The sequence below is a fragment of the Sinorhizobium sp. CB7 genome, from assembly GCF_041357635.1.
Classification (GTDB): Bacteria; Pseudomonadota; Alphaproteobacteria; order Rhizobiales; family Rhizobiaceae; genus Rhizobium.
Genome location: NZ_JAULLL010000002.1, coordinates 461,753 through 481,415, shown reverse-complemented (window position 1 = coordinate 481,415; position 19,663 = coordinate 461,753). Strand labels below are relative to the sequence as shown.

The 19,663-nt window shown below is 59.9% G+C and carries 16 protein-coding genes; 7 read left to right on the top strand and 9 right to left on the bottom strand.

Going from position 1 to position 19,663, the window contains the following annotated elements; all coding sequences use genetic code 11:
* The 5 genes from gcvT to AAE029_RS06405 all read left to right on the top strand — a co-directional run bounded on the left by gcvT (position 1) and on the right by AAE029_RS06405 (position 5,487).
* Complete coding sequence (gcvT, locus tag AAE029_RS06425) at positions 1–1,140, top strand: glycine cleavage system aminomethyltransferase GcvT (protein ID WP_371071961.1); 1,140 nt, start codon at positions 1–3, stop codon at positions 1,138–1,140.
* A gap of 26 nt (positions 1,141–1,166) precedes the next feature.
* Entirely contained in the window at positions 1,167–1,529 is a 363-nt protein-coding gene (gcvH, locus tag AAE029_RS06420) for a glycine cleavage system protein GcvH (RefSeq protein WP_371071960.1), read from the top strand.
* On the top strand, positions 1,529–4,393 hold the full coding sequence (gene gcvP, locus AAE029_RS06415; RefSeq protein ID WP_371071959.1) for an aminomethyl-transferring glycine dehydrogenase: 2,865 nt from the start codon (positions 1,529–1,531) through the stop codon (positions 4,391–4,393). Before gcvH ends, gcvP begins: the two co-directional genes overlap by 1 nt.
* Positions 4,394–4,514: 121 nt before the next feature.
* Positions 4,515–5,171, top strand: a complete 657-nt coding sequence (locus tag AAE029_RS06410) for an alpha/beta hydrolase (RefSeq protein ID WP_371072120.1) — start codon at positions 4,515–4,517, stop codon at positions 5,169–5,171.
* Positions 5,146–5,487 (top strand): addiction module antidote protein, encoded by a 342-nt coding sequence (locus AAE029_RS06405; protein WP_371071958.1) that lies wholly within the window; start codon positions 5,146–5,148, stop codon positions 5,485–5,487. Before AAE029_RS06410 ends, AAE029_RS06405 begins: the two co-directional genes overlap by 26 nt.
* Here AAE029_RS06405 and sufA read toward each other — a convergent pair.
* The 7 genes from sufA to AAE029_RS06370 all read right to left on the bottom strand — a co-directional run bounded on the left by sufA (position 5,460) and on the right by AAE029_RS06370 (position 12,627).
* The gene (sufA, locus tag AAE029_RS06400; protein ID WP_371071957.1) at positions 5,460–5,855 is read right to left on the bottom strand and encodes a Fe-S cluster assembly scaffold SufA; all 396 of its coding nucleotides are present in this window, start codon (positions 5,853–5,855) and stop codon (positions 5,460–5,462) included. The two genes, AAE029_RS06405 and sufA, sit on opposite strands and share 28 nt — an antisense overlap.
* Before the next feature lie 160 nt (positions 5,856–6,015).
* Positions 6,016–6,396: an SUF system Fe-S cluster assembly protein gene (locus AAE029_RS06395; RefSeq protein WP_371071956.1), complete on the bottom strand. Its 381-nt coding sequence runs from the start codon at positions 6,394–6,396 to the stop codon at positions 6,016–6,018.
* Positions 6,397–6,465: 69 nt separating this feature from the next.
* Positions 6,466–7,707 carry a cysteine desulfurase gene (locus tag AAE029_RS06390; RefSeq protein WP_371071955.1) on the bottom strand — a complete coding sequence of 414 codons (1,242 nt, stop codon included), beginning with the start codon at positions 7,705–7,707 and terminating at the stop codon, positions 6,466–6,468.
* 13 nt (positions 7,708–7,720) lie between these two features.
* Positions 7,721–8,995, bottom strand: a complete 1,275-nt coding sequence (sufD, locus tag AAE029_RS06385) for a Fe-S cluster assembly protein SufD (RefSeq protein WP_371071954.1) — start codon at positions 8,993–8,995, stop codon at positions 7,721–7,723.
* Positions 8,996–9,018: 23 nt separating this feature from the next.
* Positions 9,019–9,774: a Fe-S cluster assembly ATPase SufC gene (sufC, locus tag AAE029_RS06380; protein WP_371071953.1), complete on the bottom strand. Its 756-nt coding sequence runs from the start codon at positions 9,772–9,774 to the stop codon at positions 9,019–9,021.
* Positions 9,775–9,849: 75 nt separating this feature from the next.
* Positions 9,850–11,319, bottom strand: coding sequence for a Fe-S cluster assembly protein SufB (sufB, locus tag AAE029_RS06375; RefSeq protein WP_371071952.1), 1,470 nt, complete (start codon positions 11,317–11,319; stop codon positions 9,850–9,852).
* Between the two features lie 141 nt (positions 11,320–11,460).
* Positions 11,461–12,627, bottom strand: a complete 1,167-nt coding sequence (locus AAE029_RS06370; protein WP_371071951.1) for a cysteine desulfurase family protein — start codon at positions 12,625–12,627, stop codon at positions 11,461–11,463.
* A gap of 213 nt (positions 12,628–12,840) precedes the next feature.
* On the opposite strand from AAE029_RS06370, the gene AAE029_RS06365 reads away from it, so the two are divergent.
* Positions 12,841–13,518, top strand: a complete 678-nt coding sequence (locus tag AAE029_RS06365; RefSeq protein WP_371071950.1) for an alpha/beta hydrolase — start codon at positions 12,841–12,843, stop codon at positions 13,516–13,518.
* Between the two features lie 170 nt (positions 13,519–13,688).
* Here AAE029_RS06365 and AAE029_RS06360 read toward each other — a convergent pair whose 3' ends face one another.
* Entirely contained in the window at positions 13,689–14,816 is a 1,128-nt protein-coding gene (locus AAE029_RS06360; protein WP_371071949.1) for an anhydro-N-acetylmuramic acid kinase, read from the bottom strand.
* A 119-nt stretch (positions 14,817–14,935) separates the two neighbouring features.
* Between AAE029_RS06360 and tyrS the strand changes: the two genes are divergently transcribed.
* Positions 14,936–16,192: a tyrosine--tRNA ligase gene (tyrS, locus tag AAE029_RS06355; RefSeq protein ID WP_371071948.1), complete on the top strand. Its 1,257-nt coding sequence runs from the start codon at positions 14,936–14,938 to the stop codon at positions 16,190–16,192.
* A gap of 52 nt (positions 16,193–16,244) precedes the next feature.
* Here tyrS and AAE029_RS06350 read toward each other — a convergent pair whose 3' ends face one another.
* Entirely contained in the window at positions 16,245–19,640 is a 3,396-nt protein-coding gene (locus tag AAE029_RS06350; RefSeq protein WP_371071947.1) for a DUF3971 domain-containing protein, read from the bottom strand.
* Positions 19,641–19,663: the final 23 nt, after the last annotated feature.

Genomic DNA, 19,663 nt, shown 5'->3' with positions numbered 1-19,663 from the left:
TTGGACGATACAGCTGCCCTCAAGAAAACTCCGCTGCATGCCCTGCATCTGTCGCTCGGCGCCCGAATGGTGCCTTTCGCCGGCTATGATATGCCGGTGCAATATGCGCAGGGTGTTTTGAAGGAACACCTGCACACGCGCGCCGAAGCCGGCCTGTTTGACGTTTCGCATATGGGGCAGGTCCTCATCCGTGCCCGCTCGGGCAAATACGAGGATGTCGCACTGGCGCTGGAAAGCCTTGTCCCCGTCGATATCCTCGGCCTGGCGGAGGGGCGTCAGCGTTACGGCTTCCTCACCAACGAGAACGGCGGCATTCTCGACGATCTCATGATCACCAATCGAGACGATCATCTCTTCGTCGTCGTCAACGCCGCCTGTAAGCATGCTGACGTCGCGCATCTGGAGAAGCATATTGGCGATCGCTGTGAGATAGCCCTTATGGAGGATCGTGCGCTTATCGCCCTGCAGGGGCCGCGTGCCGTCTCCGTTCTCGCCGAACTCTGGGCCGATGTCGCCGCCATGCGCTTCATGGATGTGCGCCATGTGCGCCTGCACGACGTCTCCTGCCTCGTCTCCCGCTCCGGCTATAGCGGCGAGGACGGCTTCGAAATTTCCGCGCCGGCGAGCAAGGCGGAAGACATCGCGCAGCGACTGCTCGAACATCCGGATGTTCAGCCGATCGGGCTCGGCGCTCGTGATTCGTTGCGGCTGGAGGCTGGGCTCTGCCTTTACGGCAACGATATCGACACGACGACGTCGCCGGTGGAGGCCGCGCTCGAATGGGCCATCCAGAAGGTCCGCCGCAATGGCGGCGCCCGCGCCGGTGGTTTCCCAGGCGCCGATCGCATTCTAGGCGAATTGGACAAAGGCGCTACCCGGCGCCGCGTCGGCCTCAAACCGGAAGGCAAGGCGCCGGTACGCGGCCATGCCAAGCTCTATGCCGATGCCGAGGGCAAGACAGAAATTGGAGAAGTGACTTCCGGCGGCTTTGGCCCGAGCGTCGAGGCCCCCGTTGCCATGGGCTACGTGCCGACGTCTCACGCCGCCGAGGGCACGCAGATATTTGCAGAAGTGCGCGGCAAATATCTGCCGGTGACCGTCGCTTCCCTGCCCTTCATCACACCGACCTACAAACGTTGAAAATCGCTCCCAGAGAGGACTATCCTATGCTGAAATTTACCGAAGAACATGAATGGCTGAAAATCGACGGCGGGATTGCGACCGTCGGAATCACGACCTACGCGGTTGAACAGCTCGGCGATCTCGTCTTCGTCGAATTGCCTGATGTCGGCGCCAGCTTCTCCAAGGGAGACGATGCGGCGACCGTCGAATCCGTCAAAGCGGCTTCCGAGGTCTATTGTCCGCTCGACGGCGAAATCACCGAGGTCAACGAGGCAATCACCGCCGATCCATCGCTCGTCAATTCCGATCCGCAGGGTGCTGGCTGGTTCTTCAAGCTGAAGCTCAAGAATCCTGCCGATGCCGACGGGCTGCTCGACGAAGCGGCCTACAAGGAGCTTACAGCGTAATGACGACACCGACTGAATTCCAGTTTACCGATTACCAGCCCTACGATTTTGCGAACCGTCGCCATATCGGCCCCTCGCCGTCCGAAATGGCCGACATGCTGAAAGTCGTGGGCTACGACAGCCTTGACGGGCTGATCGACGCGACCCTGCCCCCTTCGATCCGTCAGAAGGCGCCTCTCGTTTGGGGCGCGCCGATGACGGAGCGCGAGGCGCTCGACAAGCTGCGCGAAACCGCCAACAAGAACAGGGTTCTCGTCTCGCTGATCGGCCAGGGTTATTACGGTACAATCACCCCGCCGGTCATCCAGCGCAACATCCTCGAAAATCCCGCCTGGTATACGGCCTATACGCCTTACCAGCCGGAAATCAGCCAGGGTCGCCTCGAGGCGTTGCTGAACTACCAGACGATGATCTGCGATCTGACCGGGCTCGACGTCGCCAATGCCTCGCTGCTCGACGAAGCGACGGCCGCCGCTGAAGGCATGGCCATGGCAGAGCGCGTCGCGAAATCCAAGGCGAAGGCCTTCTTCGTCGATTCCGAATGCCATCCGCAGACGATCGCCCTGATCCGTACCCGCGCCGAGCCGCTCGGCTGGACCGTCATCGTCGGCAATCCGTTCAAGGATCTGGTTCCGGCCGATGTCTTCGGTGCGATTTTCCAATATCCGGGCACCCATGGCCATGTGCATGATTTCAGCGACGTCATCGGCAAGCTGCACGAAGCAGGCGCAATTGCCGTCATGGCGGCCGACATATTGGCGCTGACGCTTCTGAAGTCACCCGGCGAAATGGGCGCTGATATTGCCGTCGGCTCCTCGCAGCGTTTTGGCGTCCCGGTGGGCTACGGCGGTCCGCATGCGGCCTACATGTCGGTCAGGGACGCCTACAAACGCTCAATGCCTGGCCGCCTCGTCGGCGTCTCCGTCGATGCGCGCGGCAATCGCGCCTATCGTCTTTCGCTGCAGACCCGTGAGCAGCATATCCGCCGCGAAAAGGCGACCTCGAATATCTGTACCGCCCAGGTTCTGCTCGCGGTCATGGCGTCGATGTATGCCGTCTTCCATGGGCCGAAAGGCATCAAGGCGATTGCCCAGCAGGTGCATCAGAAGGCCGTGCTTATGGCGAAGGGCCTCGAAAAGCTCGGCTATTCGATCGAGCCGGAAAGCTTCTTCGACACGATCACCGTCGAGGTCGGCCACATGCAGGGCCTGATCCTGCGCGCGGCCGTTGCCGAAGGCGTCAACCTGCGCAAGGTCGGCGAGACGAAAATCGGCATGAGCCTCGATGAGCGTACCCGGCCGGCAACGCTCGAAGCTGTCTGGCGCGCTTTCGGCGGGAATTTCGCGATCGCCGATTTCGAACCCTCCTATCGCCTGCCGAAGGGATTGCTGCGCACCAACGATTACCTGACGCATCCGATCTTCCACATGAACCGCGCCGAAAGCGAGATGACCCGCTACATCCGCCGGCTCTCCGACCGCGACCTCGCGCTCGACCGCGCCATGATCCCGCTCGGCTCCTGCACGATGAAGCTGAACGCGACGGCGGAAATGCTGCCGATCACCTGGCCGGAATTTTGTGACATTCATCCCTTCGTGCCGGCCGATCAGGCGCTCGGCTATCGCGAGATGATCGACGATCTCACGGAAAAGCTCTGCGTGGTGACAGGATACGACGCCTTCTCCATGCAGCCGAATTCCGGCGCGCAAGGCGAATATGCCGGCCTGCTGACGATCCGCAATTACCATATCGCCAATGGCCAGGGGCACCGCGATGTCTGCCTCATTCCGACTTCGGCGCATGGCACCAACCCCGCCTCCGCACAGATGGCCGGCATGAAGGTGGTCCCGGTCAAGGCGAAGGAAAACGGCGACATCGATATGGAGGACTTCCGCGCCAAGGCGGAACAGTATGCGGCAGATCTCTCCTGCTGCATGATCACCTATCCGTCGACGCACGGTGTCTTCGAGGAAACCGTCAAGGAGATCTGCGACATCGTGCACAAACATGGAGGTCAGGTGTATCTGGACGGCGCCAACATGAATGCCATGGTTGGCCTGTCCCGTCCCGGTGACATCGGTTCCGATGTCAGCCACCTGAATCTGCACAAGACCTTCTGTATTCCCCATGGCGGCGGCGGCCCCGGCATGGGACCGATTGGCGTCAAGGCGCATTTGGCGCCGTATCTGCCGGGTCATCCCGAAACCGATGGTCGCAGCGGTGCAGTTTCGGCCGCGGCTTTCGGCTCCGCCTCGATCCTTCCGATCTCCTGGAGCTATTGCCTGATGATGGGCGGTGAAGGCCTGACGCAGGCGACAAAGGTGGCGATCCTCAACGCCAACTATATCGCCGCGCGGCTGAAGGGCGCCTATGACGTCCTTTACAAGTCGAAGAACGGCCGTGTCGCGCATGAATGCATCATCGATACGCGCCCATTGGTCGACAGCGCCGGTGTCACCGTCGACGACGTTGCCAAGCGCCTGATTGACTGCGGTTTCCATGCTCCGACCATGAGCTGGCCGGTTGCCGGCACGCTGATGATCGAGCCGACGGAATCCGAGACCAAAGCCGAACTCGACCGCTTCTGCGAAGCGATGCTGGCGATCCGCGAGGAAGCCCGCGCCATCGAGGAGGGCCGGATGGACAAGGTCAACAATCCGTTGAAGAACGCACCGCACACCGTCGAGGATCTCGTCGGCGAGTGGAACCGACCCTACTCCCGCGAACAGGCCTGCTTCCCACCGGGCGCCTTCCGCGTCGACAAGTACTGGTCTCCGGTCAATCGTGTCGACAACGTCTATGGCGATCGCAACCTGATCTGCACCTGCCCGCCTGTCGAGGCCTACGCGGAAGCGGCGGAGTAGTTCTGAGGAATTAAAAATGCCCGGCATCGCCCGGGCATTTTCTTTTAATGCGTTACAACGCAATATCGACATACGGCCGTTATGAATCCGATTTAATGGCCTACCCAACCATTTGGCGGCAATGGGATTTTTTATGTCGGAGTTTGCGGGATTCCATTACACGGCGGGACGCGGTGATTCTGCCGCTCGCCCGCTGTTGCTTCTGCATGGAAGTGGTGGAAATGAAACGGATTTGCTGGCGCTCGCCGATCAGGTCGCGTCACGGCATCCCTATATGGCCCTGCGCGGTGGCGTGAGTTGGGAAGGCGGTTTCGCCTTCTTCCGCCGCAATCCGGACCGCTCTCTCGACTATGGCGATCTTGCCCTGCAAACAGCCAGGCTCTGCTCGTTTATCGAGATCGCGAGAGAGCAAGCTCTTCTGCGCGAGGCACCCATTCTCCTTGGTTTTTCCAACGGAGCCATCATGGCTTCATCGGTGTTGCGCCTGCCGGACCTGGCGCAGGCCGCGATCCTGTTGCGGCCGTTGTCGCCGGCACCTGACGCGATATTTCCGCCAATGCCGGCACATCGTAACCTGATTGTCGCCGGATCCCATGATCAGCGTGGGGCATCGGGGGATGCCGTCCTGATGAGGGAGCAATTCGAGAATGCGGGTGCGGATGTCAGCAGCTATCTGTTGCCGACCGGCCATGGACTGCATGAGACCGAGGTCCATGTAATTGGGGATTGGATTGTAGGGAAGGTTTTTGGGGATGGTACCGGGGATAACTGCCAATGAGAGTGGCGATTTTCTAGAGAGCGGGAAAACGATCGAGGAATATGTAGGGGCGGCCTTCGAAACGGAGGATCCGGTCTCTATCACCAAGGCTCTGGGCGAGGTAGCCCGAGCCAGCAGCATGAGCCAGTTGGCGCGTGACGTCGGAATGAGCCGCTCGGCGCTCTACCGCGCCCTGAGCGGTGACCGGAATCCGGAATTTGCGACAATCTTGAAGGTGATGAAGGCGCTCGGCCTGACGTTGCGACCCGTACCGCAATGCGATGGCGGCGAGACGCCGCCTGATCATCGTCAGGAACGCGCGACCGCTTCCGCCTGACGCTGTGCGGCCAGCGCAGCCAGATCGGCGGGCTTCAGTTCGACGGATTCACCGCAGCCGCAGGCCGAGGTCTGGTTCGGATTGGTGAAGGTGAAACCGGAACGCAGCTTCGTCGTTTCGAAACTCATTTCCGTGCCGAGCAGATAGAGCACGGCCGAGGGGTCGACCCATACCCTTGCGCCATCGCGTTCGATGAGATCGTCCTTGGCATCGGGTTCTGTCACCAGGTCGATGGTATATTCCATGCCGGCGCAGCCGCCCTTCTTGATGCCGACACGGACACCTTTGGCGTCCGGTCCGGAATTTTCCACGATCGCCTTCACGCGGGCCGCGGCGGTCTCCGTCATGCTCATTACTGCAAAGCCCATGGGCCTTCTCTCCTGACGCATCGAGCCGAAAAGCGGATTTCCGGTAAATCAATGCGGACCAAAAATGCAACCGGGGTCAAGATCCGGTGCTTCATGATTCAAATGTAATGCCCGTTCGTGAATGGATCAATACCGGGGTCGGTTAGCCATAGCAGCGATATCAATACCAGCCGACCGCCACCTGCGCCTCTTCGGACATGCGGTCCGGCGTCCATGGCGGATCGAAGGTCATCTCGACCTCGACGCCCGACACGCCCTGGACGGCACCCACCGCATTCTCGACCCAGCCAGGCATCTCGGCCGCAACAGGGCAACCGGGAGCGGTCAGCGTCATGACGATCTTTACCATGCGATCGTCCTCGATATCGATCTTGTAGACGAGACCGAGTTCGAAGATGTCTGCCGGGATTTCCGGGTCATACACGGTCTTTAGCGCGCCGATGATATCATCGCTGAGGCGGGCAAGCTCTTCCTGCGGAATGCTCGAATGCACGATGCCGTCGCGCACGTCTGTCTTCTGTTCGCTTTCGTCGAGACTCATCGTCTGCCTCCTGATTGCATGTCCCCGGAAAATGGGAGCTGGCTTTCCGTGAAAGACATGCAGAAACAATCATGCAAAGAACTTGCGGGCATATTCCAGCGCATCGGCCAGGGCATCGACTTCCGCGCGGGTATTGTACATGCCGAAGGATGCACGGCATGTGGAGGTGACGCCGAAGCGTTTCAAGAGCGGCATCGCGCAATGCGTACCTGCACGGACCGCAACACCCTGCCGGTCTATGACCATCGAGACGTCATGGGCGTGAATGCCCGCGAGTTCAAAGGAGAAAATACCACCCTTGCCGGGCGCCGTGCCAAAAATCCGCAGCGAGTTGATTGATTGCAGCCGTTCCTGCGCATAGGCGGCAAGATCGGCTTCGTGCCGGGCAATTGCCTCTCGTCCGATCCCTTCCATATAGTCGAGCGCATAGCCGAGCCCGATCGCCTGCACGATGGGCGGCGTACCGGCCTCGAAACGATGTGGCGGATCGTTGTAGGTAACGTTGTCTTCTGTCACCTCGAAGATCATCTCGCCGCCGCCCTGGAATGGGCGCATCTCGCGCAGACGGTTCTTCTTTCCGTAGAGCACGCCGATTCCCGACGGACCGTAAAGCTTGTGGCCGGTCATCACGTACCAGTCGCAATCAATGTCCTGCACATTCACGGGCAGATGTACTGCACCCTGTGAGCCGTCGACCAGAACCGGTATGCCGCGCGCATGGGCGATGCGGCAGACTTCCTTGACCGGAACGATCGTTCCCAACGCATTCGACATATGCGTGATGGCGACGAGCCTGGTGCGCTCTGTCAGGCTTTTCTCGAAATCCTCGATGTGGAAGGCGCCCTCATCGTCGACCGGCACCCAGACCAGCTTGGCGCCTTGCCGTTCGCGAATGAAATGCCAGGGCACGATGTTGGAGTGATGCTCCATGATCGAGATGACGATCTCGTCGCCTTCACTGAGCGCTTGCATGCCCCAGCCATAGGCGACCGTATTGATCGCTTCGGTGGAAGACTTGGTGAAGATGATGTCTTCGACGGAAGGCGCGTTCAGGAAGCGCCGCACCTTCTCACGTGCCCCCTCATAGGCTTCCGTCGCGACATTGGAGAGGAAATGCAGGCCCCGATGCACGTTCGCGTAGTCGTTGGCGTAGGCATGCGACACGGCATCGATTACCGCCTGCGGCTTCTGCGCCGAGGCCCCGTTGTCAAGATAGACCAGCGGTTTGCCGTAAACCTGCTTCGACAGGATTGGAAAATCCCGTCGAATGGCTTCGACGTCATAGGTTGTTGCTGGCTGTATCTTGTCCATGACACTTATCCGATCAGGCGTGCTTCTCGAGCCAGGCCGAGATGACGTCTTCCAGCGCCTCGACCAGCGTTTCGTCTTCCAGTTCTTCGACGATCTCCGCGACGAAGGCGTTGACAAGCATTGCCCGCGCCTTGTTCCTCGGGATTCCGCGCGCCATCATGTAATAGAGATGGTTCTCATCGATATCCGCAACCGTCGCGCCGTGGCCGCACTGGACGTCGTCGGCGAAGATTTCCAGCTCCGGCTTGACCGAAAACTCGGCATCGTCAGACATCAGAAGCGTATTGCATGCCATGCGGGCATCGGTCTTCTGAGCATCGGGCGCAACCCGGATCATGCCCTGGAAGATGCCGCGAGCACGGTCGAAGACCACATTGCGGACTACTTCCGTCGAGCTGGTGTTTGGAACATTGTGGCCAAGCACCATCGTGACGTCCGTATGGCTGTCGCCGCCGAGGAGGTTGATGCCGCGAAGCGTCAGATCGGTGCCCTCACCCGTCACCTTCAGATGCAGTTCCTGGCGCACCAGCTTGCCGCCGGTGTTGATGACGAAGAGCTTGACCTTCGCGCCTGCACCAAGATCGACGCGGATCTGGCCGAGATGCGTGTCGTCCGCTCCCTGCTGTTGCAGGATGATCCAGGTGAGTTCCGTGCCCTCGCCGACAGTGATGTCACTGACATGGGACACGAGTGCCGCGTCGCCTGTCACTGATTGGTGGCGCTCGATTACGACCGCCTTCGAACCCGCCCCGAAAGAAACCGGAAGGCGCGTATGCACCTGGCCGCCTGCATGCATGAGCTGGATCTCAAGCGGTTTCTCGAGTTCCGTACCCGCCGGAAAATCGACCACATAGCCGTCGCGCACGAAGCTGCCGTTGATGCGGCCGACGGCATCGTCGGCATCGATCGCGCCGAGCCCGCTCGCGGCCGAACCGTTCAGCAGATGTTCGGAATAGATGGAAATCTCCAGACCGTCTGCCGAAGCCTTGTGATCGGCTCGCCCCTGAACGAGGGACAGGAGCTGAGAGCCTGCGACCAGCGGCGTCGGTTCTTTCGCGCCGGCATCGCCGGCTTCCACTGGTACGACGCGTAGCAGGTTCTTGAGATCGGTATAATGCCACGCCTCGATGCGGCGCGTCGGCAGGCCGGCCTTCTTCAGGTCGTCCAGAAGACGGTCCCGGATCGCGATGACCGAACCGTTGCCCGGCAGATCACCGATCTGGTTGTTGAATGCCTCGATCAGCGCCGCCTCGGCTGCGGTAAGGCGGCTCGTCGTCTGCATGTTCATGAGCGTCGTCCTTTCCGCCTTCCTCAGGCTGCAGCCCCGATGATATCGGCATAGCCGTTGGCTTCCAGCTCGTGTGCGAGCGTCTTGTCACCGGACTTGACCACCTGGCCCTTGTAGAGAACGTGCACGGTGTCCGGGATGATGTAGTCGAGCAGACGCTGATAGTGCGTAATCACGACCACAGCGCGATCCGGCGAGCGCAGGGCGTTGACACCGTCGGCAACGATTTTCAGGGCGTCGATGTCGAGACCGGAATCCGTTTCGTCCAACACGCAAAGCTTCGGCTGAAGCAGCGCCATCTGCAGGATCTCGGCGCGCTTCTTCTCGCCGCCGGAGAAGCCGACATTCAGCGGACGCTTCAGCATGTCGGTATCGATATGAAGCTTGGCGGCGGCTTCCTTCACGCGGCGCATGAAGTCAGGCGTCGTCAACTCGTCCTCGTCGCGCGCCTTGCGCTGTTCGTTCATGGCCACCTTCAGGAATTGCATGGTGGCGACGCCCGGAATCTCCACGGGATACTGAAAGGCGAGGAAAATGCCCTTGGCAGCACGCTCGGCAGCATCCAGTTCGAGAATGCTCTCGCCATTGTAAAGGATGTCGCCCTCGGTAACCTCGTAGTCCTCGCGGCCGGCAAGAATATAGGAAAGTGTCGATTTGCCGGAGCCGTTCGGACCCATGATGGCAGCGACCTCGCCGGCCTTTACGGTCAGGTCCAGGCCGCGGATGATTTCGGTGCCGTCTTCGGCGATGCGGGCGTGCAGATTTCTGATTTCAAGCATGGTCTTTTTCCATAGAAAAGCGATCGGGGAAAAGGCGCGTCGCGCGCGCCCTCGCGGTCATTCCAGTAAGGGCTGTCAGCCGACGCTGCCTTCCAGCGAGATGCTGATGAGCTTCTGCGCCTCGACAGCGAATTCCATCGGCAGTTCCTGCAGGACTTCCTTGACGAAGCCGTTGACGATCAAGGCGATCGCCGCTTCTTCCGGAATGCCGCGCTGCAGGCAGTAGAAGAGCTGGTCCTCGGAAATCTTCGATGTCGTCGCCTCGTGCTCGAAGTGCGCCGTTGAATTCTTGGCCTCGATGTAAGGCACCGTATGCGCACCGCACTTGTCGCCGATGAGCAGCGAGTCGCACTGCGTGAAGTTGCGCGCATTCGACGCCTTGCGGTGCGACGAGACCTGGCCGCGATAGGTGTTCTGTGAAACACCGGCGGCAATACCCTTGGAGATGATGCGGCTCGACGTGTTCTTGCCGAGATGGATCATCTTCGTGCCACTGTCGACCTGCTGATGACCGTTCGAAACCGCGATCGAGTAGAACTCGCCGCGGCTGTCGTCGCCGCGCAGGATGCAGGACGGATATTTCCAGGTGATTGCAGAACCGGTCTCGACCTGAGTCCACGAGATCTTCGAGCGAGCACCGCGGCAATCGCCGCGCTTGGTGACGAAGTTGTAGATGCCGCCCTTACCTTCCTTGTCGCCCGGATACCAATTCTGGACGGTGGAATACTTGATCTCGGCATCGTCAAGGGCAATGAGTTCGACCACGGCGGCGTGAAGCTGGTTCTCGTCACGCTGCGGTGCCGTGCAGCCTTCCAGATAGGAGACATAGGCGCCTTCATCGGCGATGATCAGCGTACGTTCGAACTGGCCGGTGTTCTTCTCGTTGATGCGGAAATAGGTGGAAAGCTCCATCGGGCAGCGCACGCCCTTCGGCACATAAACGAAGGAACCGTCGGTGAAGACCGCGGAGTTCAGAGTTGCATAGAAGTTGTCCGTGATAGGCACAACCGAGCCGAGATACTTCCGAACAAGGTCAGGATGCTCGCGGATCGCTTCCGAGATCGACATGAAGATCACGCCGGCCTTCTTCAGCTCTTCCTTGAAGGTGGTCACGACCGAAACGGAATCGAAGACTGCGTCGACGGCGATCTTGGATTTTTCAACGCCTGCAAGAATTTCCTGCTCGCGCAGCGGAATGCCGAGTTTTTCATAGACCTTCAGCAGTTCCGGATCGACCTCGTCGAGCGATTTCGGGCCGGATGTGCTTTTCGGCGCGGCGTAATAATGGATTTCATTGAAATCGATCTTTGGATAGTTGACGCGGGCCCAGTTGGGCTCCTGCAACGTCAACCAGCGCCGATAGGCTTCGAGCCGCCATTCCAGCATCCATTCCGGTTCGTGCTTCTTGGCGGAGATGAGGCGGATGATGTCTTCGGACAGGCCCTTGGGTGCCTTGTCCATCTCGATGACAGTTTCGAAACCGTATTTGTACTGGTCCACATCGATCTGACGAACGCGATCGATTGTTTCCTGCACAGCAGCCATGTCGTTCTCCAATCTCGCCGGATACAAGGTCCGGCAGCTTGTCGTTCGGCAGATTTACCTGCCCTTATGTAGGTGGCCAAAAGAGACTTTTCAGCCCGATTGGCAAGCGGAAATTTGCATTTCCGCAAATTTATGAAGCGTTCACGCCGCCTCGCCCGCCGGCCTGCGCCGGGTGGCAATTTTCGCAAAGACGGTGATCGCGCGGTCGACCTCTTCCTCCGTGGTCGAAAAACCGAGCGAGATGCGCAATGCGCCAAGCTTCGGATCGCGGCCCATGGCGACAAGCACATGGCTTTCGCCGACCTTCCCGGAAGAACATGCGGAGCCCGCGGAGAGCGCCACGCCTTCGAGATCGAAAGCGATCTGTCCCGTTTCCGCCTTCAGGCCTGGAAGCGTGAAGAAGGAGGTATTGGATACCCGCTCACGATCTGCGCCATAAATGAGGACATCGGGAGCAGCACGGCGCATGCCGCCCTCCAGCCGGTCTCGCATGCTTGCCACCGCGGTATTGCGCGCATCAAACTCGGCAAGCGCCGTTGCGGCGGCAGCACCGAAGCCGATCACTGCGAGCGAATTCTCGGTTCCCGAGCGATGACCCTTTTCCTGCCCGCCGCCATGGATGAGCGGCTTCGGCATCAGAATTTCACCGCGGCTGACAAGGGCACCGGCACCCTTCGGACCCCCGATCTTATGCGAGGAGACGATCATGAAATCGGCACCGAGATCATTGATGTCAAGCCTCAGACGTCCGGCCGCCTGGACCGCGTCCACTACCAGAAGGCCGCCATGCGCCTTCACGATCTCGGCCGCATCCCGAACCGGCTGGACGATCCCGGTCTCGTTGTTGACGAGCATGATCGCCACCATCGGCATGCCCGAAGACTTGTCATGAGCGGCAAGCAGTGCCTCCAGCGCTTCGAGGTCGACGACGCCGTCCTGCGTTACCGGGACCTCCGTCATCCTTTCGCTTGGGAAACGCCCGCCTTCGCGTAGCGCCGGATGTTCGATCGCCGAGAAATAGAGCCTGCCGACTGCAAGTGGCGTGCGCCCCATGCGAAATTCGGGCGTGAGAACCATATTGGCGGCTTCGGTCGCACCGCTGGTAAAGATGACATGGTTCGGATCGGCACCGGTCAGCGACGCCACCTGACGGCGGGCCGCCTCTATTGCTGCGCGGACACTGCGTCCCTCGCCATGGACGGAATTGGGATTTCCGAAGAGATCGATGGCGCGCAGCACTGCGTCCCGCGCCGCCGGATGAAGCGGTGCGGTCGCGTTCCAATCGAGATAGAGGCGCGCTGTCGCCATGATTCTCGTTTCCGCCAGACGGAACTCGTAAGAGCGAACGCTCATTTTTCTTGAAATTTCCGTCAGGCCTGTCTTATGACACATCCTCGATGTGTGGTGTGCCATACAAGTTTCGAATTGTTCTAAACTACGTTTTAGAAAAGTTGACAACATTCGTCAAGTCAACTTGTTGCCTTACGTAGCGTGAACACGAAAAAATAACCCGGAGTACCGATGCCCGAAGTCATATTCAACGGCCCAGCCGGCCGCCTTGAAGGCCGCTATCAGCCGTCCAAGGAAAAAAGCGCCCCCATCGCCCTTATCCTGCATCCACATCCGCAGTTTGGCGGGACGATGAACAACCAGATCGTCTACCAGCTCTTCTATATGTTTCAGAAGCGCGGTTTCACCACCCTGCGTTTCAACTTCCGCGGCATCGGCCGCAGCCAGGGCGAATTCGATCATGGTGCCGGCGAACTTTCCGACGCGGCCTCCGCGCTTGACTGGGTGCAGAGCCTGCATCCGGATTCCAAGACCTGTTGGGTTGCGGGCTATTCTTTCGGTGCCTGGATCGGTATGCAGCTCCTGATGCGCCGTCCTGAGATCGAAGGTTTCATGTCGATCGCGCCACAGCCGAATATCTACGATTTCTCGTTCCTGGCCCCCTGCCCTTCGTCCGGCCTCATCATCAACGGCGATTCGGATAAGGTCGCTCCGGAAAAGGACGTCAACGGTCTCGTTGAAAAGCTGAAGACGCAGAAGGGCATTCTGATCACACACAAGATCGTGCCTGGCGCCAACCACTTTTTCAACGGCCAGGTGGAGACGCTGCTCGGCGAATGCGAGAACTATCTCGACCGACGCCTGAACGGCGAACTGGTGCCGGAACCGGCCGCAAAGCGGATTCGCTGATTCAGGCGGAAGGCTCGAAGGTCGGCCTTTTCAAGTGCCCAGAAAGCTGCTCCCGAAAGGTAGCGCGTCGTCTCCATCGTCAAATGCAGGTCACGGATCAGTACGGCATCACCCTCGTCCCACATCCTAAGGACCAGGCGGGGGTGTTTCGAGGATGATTTCACCGGTCATCAGCTTTTGTCCGTCGGATGCGCGACTATTCCACCGGTTATCGCCTCCCGGACGCCCGTCGTGCCGGGATAGGTCAGCGGCAGGCGATCGAGCGAACGAACCGCGAGATAGGCCCAGGCTTCCGCTTCCATGGCGTCGCCGTCGAAGCCTGCATCCTCGGCGGTGATGACTTCGGCCCTCTGGCTTGCGGCAAGATCGGAGAGATCCTGCATGAGCACCCTGTTGAGGCGTCCGCCGCCGCAAACGATGAAAAGCGTCGGTCTCTCCGGCAGATGTCCGGCGGATTTGATGATTGAGGCTGCGGCGACATAGGCGAGCGTTCGGGCGCCATCCGCCAATTCTGCCTCGCTGCCGGATGGGGGGAAGAAATCGTTGCGGTCGAGCGAACGGCGCTTTTCCGAACGAAAGAACGTGTTTTCGAGATAACGCTCCGCCAGATCCGACACGATCCGCCCCTCGGACGCGATCATGCCGCCCTGGTCGAACGGGATCCCCGCATGAGCCTCGACCCATTGGTCGATCAGCGTATTTCCAGGTCCGCTGTCATAGGCAATGATCGCGACGTCGGCGCCGATATAGGTCAGGTTGGATATGCCGCCGATATTGACGAAACAAATCGGCAATCGCGCTTGCTTAAGCCCCCTGGCGAGCGCGGCGTGGTAGGCTGGCACGAGCGGCGCACCCTGCCCGCCATGCACCATATCATTGGCGCGCATGTCGTAGACGACGGATATGCCAATTTCTTTCGCCAGTAGTGAGCCATCACCGATCTGAACCGTCAGGGCCTCATCCGGCCGATGCAGTACGGTCTGTCCATGGAAGCCAACGACATCAATTTCGGAGGCCGCCAGACCATTCCGACCCAGAAACTCCCTAACGGCAATCGCATGCCGCGCCGTCAATTCGCGTTCAATGTCGGAAAGGCGACCCGGCCTCTCATCGCGCTGCCTGATCTCTTTCGCCTGCTCCAGTGCCTCCTTCAGTTGCATGCGAAATTGAGGATCGTAGGGAACGCTCAGAAACGCCCCGCGCTCGACGAGCCCGTCGCCGTCTGTCCGCAGGAGAGCCACGTCGATGCCATCCATCGATGTTCCGCTCATCAGCCCGATCGCAGTTCTCATCGCCATGAGGGGTCTCCCAAAAACAATCGCTCTCCGATAGTGCACTTTCGGCAAAACAGTGCTAAACGCGCCGCGACAGTTCAACAATAGCCAATCCTAAATTCGCCATCCGAGAGACTGAGGTCATGTCCGAGTTCAAATCCGATTTCCTTCGCACGCTGAAAGAGCGGGGCTTTATTCATCAGGTTTCTGATGAAACCGGCCTCGACGATCTCTTCACCAAGGAAACCGTGACGGCCTATGTCGGTTATGACGCTACCGCGACGAGTCTTCACATCGGCAATCTCATCTCCGCGACGATGCTCTACTGGCTGCAGGAAACCGGTCACCGCCCGATCGCGCTGATGGGCGGCGGCACGTCCATGGTGGGCGATCCTTCCTTTCGCGACGAGCAGCGCAAGCTGCTGACGCCCGAGGCAATCGAGACGAACATCCAGGGAATCAAGAAGATATTCTCCCGCATTCTGCGTTTCGGTGACGGTCCGACCGATGCATTCATGGTCAACAACGCCGATTGGCTGATGAAGCTGAACTACGTCGAATTCCTGCGCGACGTCGGTCGGCATTTCTCGGTCAATCGCATGCTGTCCTTCGATAGCGTCAAGCTCAGGCTCGACCGCGAACAGTCGCTGTCCTTCCTCGAATTCAACTACATGATCATGCAGGGCTATGACTTCGTCGAGCTGAACCGGCGCTACGGTTGCCGCCTGCAAATGGGCGGTTCCGACCAGTGGGGCAACATCATCAACGGCGTCGATCTGGGGCATCGCATGGGTACGCCGCAGCTCTATGCCATGACGACTCCGCTGCTCACCACAAGTTCCGGCGCCAAGATGGGTAAGACCGCTTCCGGCGCCGTCTGGCTCAACGAGGATGTCTTCAGCCCTTATGATTTCTGGCAGTACTGGCGCAACGCGGAAGACGCGGATGTGGGTCGGTTCCTGAAAATCTTCACCCGCCTTCCGCTTGACGAAATCGCGCGGCTGGCAGCCCTGGGGGGATCGGAAATAAATGAGGCGAAGAAGATTCTCGCAACCGAGGCGACTGCTATCGTTCACGGCCGCCAGGCTGCCGAAGAAGCCGCAGAGACCGCCCGCACGACCTTCGAAGAGGGGCGCGTTGCCGAAAATCTCCCCTCCGTCGATGTTCCCGCCTCGGAGCTCGACGCCGGCATCGGTCTTCTTTCGCTGATGGTCCGCGCCGGCCTTGCCGGTTCGAACGGCGAGGCTCGCCGGCACGTTCAGGGTGGCGCGGTGCGCATCAACGACGAGGCCATCAGCGACGAGCGCAAGATGGTTGGCAGCGGCGAGATCACCGCTGACGGCGTCATCAAGCTCTCGCTCGGGAAAAAGAAGCACATCCTCATACGCCGCGCGGCATGAGGAAACCGCTTCAAAGCGCTATCGATGAACCGGCGGCAGCACCGCCGGTTTTTTATTGGAATTCGAAGATTTGACGGAAGACGCCTGGCGCGATCACCGAAAGCGGATTGATCAGCAGATTGGGCGAATCGAAGTTGCCCGTCAGCCTGAATGTGATACCGATGAGACCACGGTCAGTACCGTTACCGAGGATGACGCCGATCAACGGCAATTCGGCGAAGAGACGATTGAGGCCATAGGCCGGCATGAAGGTGCCGGTCATGTTCATATTTCCGCTCTCATCGCGAATGATGCCCTGGAACGTCGCGCCCACCTGGTCACCTCGAGCAACGCCGTTCTCGACGCCGACGATTCCATTCTGTGAGACGATGCGGGCAAAGGCGCGCTGGAATTGCTGGGCACTGGTATCGATGTCGCGTCTGACTGCTGAATTAAGGCTGCGCTGATCTGCGCCAACCGGCGTCGAGACGATGGAGTGCAGGCGCTGTTCGTTGACCAGCGCGAACTGTCTGATATCGATCGAGCCGTCCCAGTCTCCGCCGGCGCGCAATCTGACCCTCAGGTTCAGGAGGCCGCCGTCCATATGGCGATAGAGATCGACAAATCGCGCGACGGCACCGGCGTCGCCGCTGGTGATGCTGATGATCGGACTGCTCCCTCCGCCTCCGGTCTGGCTGACGACAGCTTGGCCGCTGGTGGTGACGCCGGAGAAATTAAGCGTTTGCAACTGCCCTGCACGGGAGGCGTAGGTCGCTTCGAAATTACCGATTCTCTCGTTATTGAAGCCCGTGATGGCGTTCAGCTTGGCGCGAATGAGGACGGCCGGGCCCTCATCCTTGCCATCTCCGTCCTTGCCCTTCAGCCGCGCAATGATAGGCCGCATGTCGGCCGTCTCCCCGGTGACGGATATGTCATAGCCGCCTTTGCTGCGCTTCACGGACAAGGCAAAATCGTCGGCCGCCGACAGCTTGATGTTCGAGAAATCCGCCGAAGCTAGTCCGCCATTGCTGACGGCGAGATCGCCGCTGGCGCCGAAACCATCGCCCTTGAGCTGGAAGTTCTGGATCGACATGGAATCTGGCGCACCCGAGGCCTCGAATTCCGCATTTGCGGGAATCCCGCTGCCCTTGGACCAGCCGACCCACGGCACACTGAGGGTGGCCTGCTTGAGATCGACCTTCACACCTTGTCGTTCTTCATCGAGACGGGTCAACTCGACCTTGATGGTACCGTCGATGATATCCGAAAGCCCCGGGATGATCGTGTCTCTCTGGGAATTGTTGAGCGTCAGCGTGATCACACGCTGGCGAGCGACGTCGGAGGATGGTCCCGCGGGCTCTACTAAGTCGATATCTGCGGGCACGCCGTCGATCTGTCCTTTCGCGTCGAGCCGCACCTGCTTGGGATCCGCTTCGAGCGTGCCATCGAGCTTGGAGATCTTGTGTCCGGACATCGGCTTTGCGAGCGCCATGTCGGCAAGGCGCAGATTTGCCTTCCACTCCGCCGGCGGCGGGTTCTGCGCCGTTACCAAACCGAAATGCGCCTCGACCGTCGCATCGACCTGTCCACTAAGATCCGGCGGTTCAAATCCCGTCCTCTGAAGCACCTGCACCGGCTTGAAGGTCAACAACTCGGCAATCGCGTCGGCGGATCCGGAAATGGCGAGCTTGAGATCTGCCATCAACGGCTTGTCGTAGGTCGACGGAATCACGAATTCGCTCGGGCCTAGGGTGACCGAGCGTCCGGAGGCGAAATAGGAGGTGCCGCCGTGGATGCTGACGGTGGCAACCGGGCCAGTCAGGTCGAAATGCGCGGCGGTATCGCGTATCGGCGGAATGTCGCCGGCGACGTTCATGCGGGTCTCGGCAATATCGAATGTGATATTCAGCTGTTTCTCGTCCAGCCTGAGGCCCTTGCCGACCGCTTCATCCAGTCTGCCTTCCGGAATGAATACGGAAATCGAAGCGTTGGTGACCGTTCCGCCGAAGAGATTCCCAAGTACCCAGGTGCGTGCCCTCGGGGCCATCCAGAAAGGCCATAACTGCTTGATGGCGGCGGTCTGCATCCGCTGCGACTGACCGACGAAGCTGATCTCCGGAGAAACGTCGGAGAAGCGCATGTGAAGCGATCCGAAAAGTGCGCCATGTGGGGTCGAGACCGCGATGTTGTTCATCTGCAGTTCGTTGGAACCCGTCAGAAAGCGGCCCGTCGCCTGCGCATCGAAATCGACTGGCGCCTCGCCCGACCCGGTAGGTGCTGCCTTGCCGCCGCTGATGAGCAGATCGACGCCAAAGCCTTTTCCCGCGGATGGATCCAAGCGATCGAGATCGATAATGCCGCCGGTAAATGGAATGGAAGTCGCCGCAAGCTGGGCATCAGATTTGGTGATTTCCAGCGTTTGCTGCGCGAAGTTGTAAGCGGCGTTGAGTGTGGCGCGGCTGAGCTGCTGCTCGTCGCCGTCGACATAGAGCAGACCCGGCTTGAGATCGACGGAAGCGTCGAGCTTCGGCTCCATGCCCTCTCCCTGCCGCACAGCCGAGACCGTCAGATCGCCGAAGCTGTTCACCCCCTGTCGCGCTTCGCCCAGGTCGTTGCGCTTGAGGAGAAAGGGCGTGAGGTCTGCATTTCTGAGCGAGGCCGTCAGCAAGGCCGTGCGGCCAGCGCCCTGCTGTGCGACGACATCCAGCACTGCTACGGCGCCGTTGACGGCGATCTCTCCCTTGAGCCGCAGCGACTGCGGCCCGGCACGCGCCAGCGACAGGTTGTCGATGACGATGGAAAGTGGTGCTGCGTCGTTCTGGGCAAACTTCAATTCGAGGCCGGAGATACGCACCGAGCTCGTATTGCCGCGTTCGACGAAATTGTCGAGCATGTCGAGATAGGAAAACGCCGTCTCCATCGCGGCAGGCATCGAATCCACCCTGATGTCGTCGAGCTTGATCGGATCTCCCGACGGCAGGAGTGCGGTATCCAGCGCAATATCCTGGGCCTCGATGGCAGCGAGCGCCACGTGCCCGCGCAACAATGCGAGCGGATCGAGCGCCATGCGCACTGCCTCGGTGGTAGACAGGTGCCTGCCGCTTTCCTGATCGATCAAATTGACCTGACGCGCTTCAAGAGCCAGGCGGAAGTCTGAGGTGAAGCGAATGACGGCCGAGCCGACCTCTGCCTTGTAGCGCGGACCAATTGCGCTATTGAGCGCGGTTTGCGCCCTCGCTGAGAGCGGCGCATCGAAAACACCGCTTTCGATGGTCGCAATAAGGACCGCGCCAAGAAGCAGAATTATTCCCGCAAGTAAACCACAGATTCGAGTTGCGTGTCCGACGCGCGAACGCGGTGGCGGGCAATGAACGATAATCGGGTCTTCGACCTGAGACGAAGGCAGGTGGTCGAGGGAAACGATATCTTTCTTGCGAAATGTGACCTTTTCGCCCCGAATTGCACTCATTTCGTCTCGATGGTTTCCCTAAT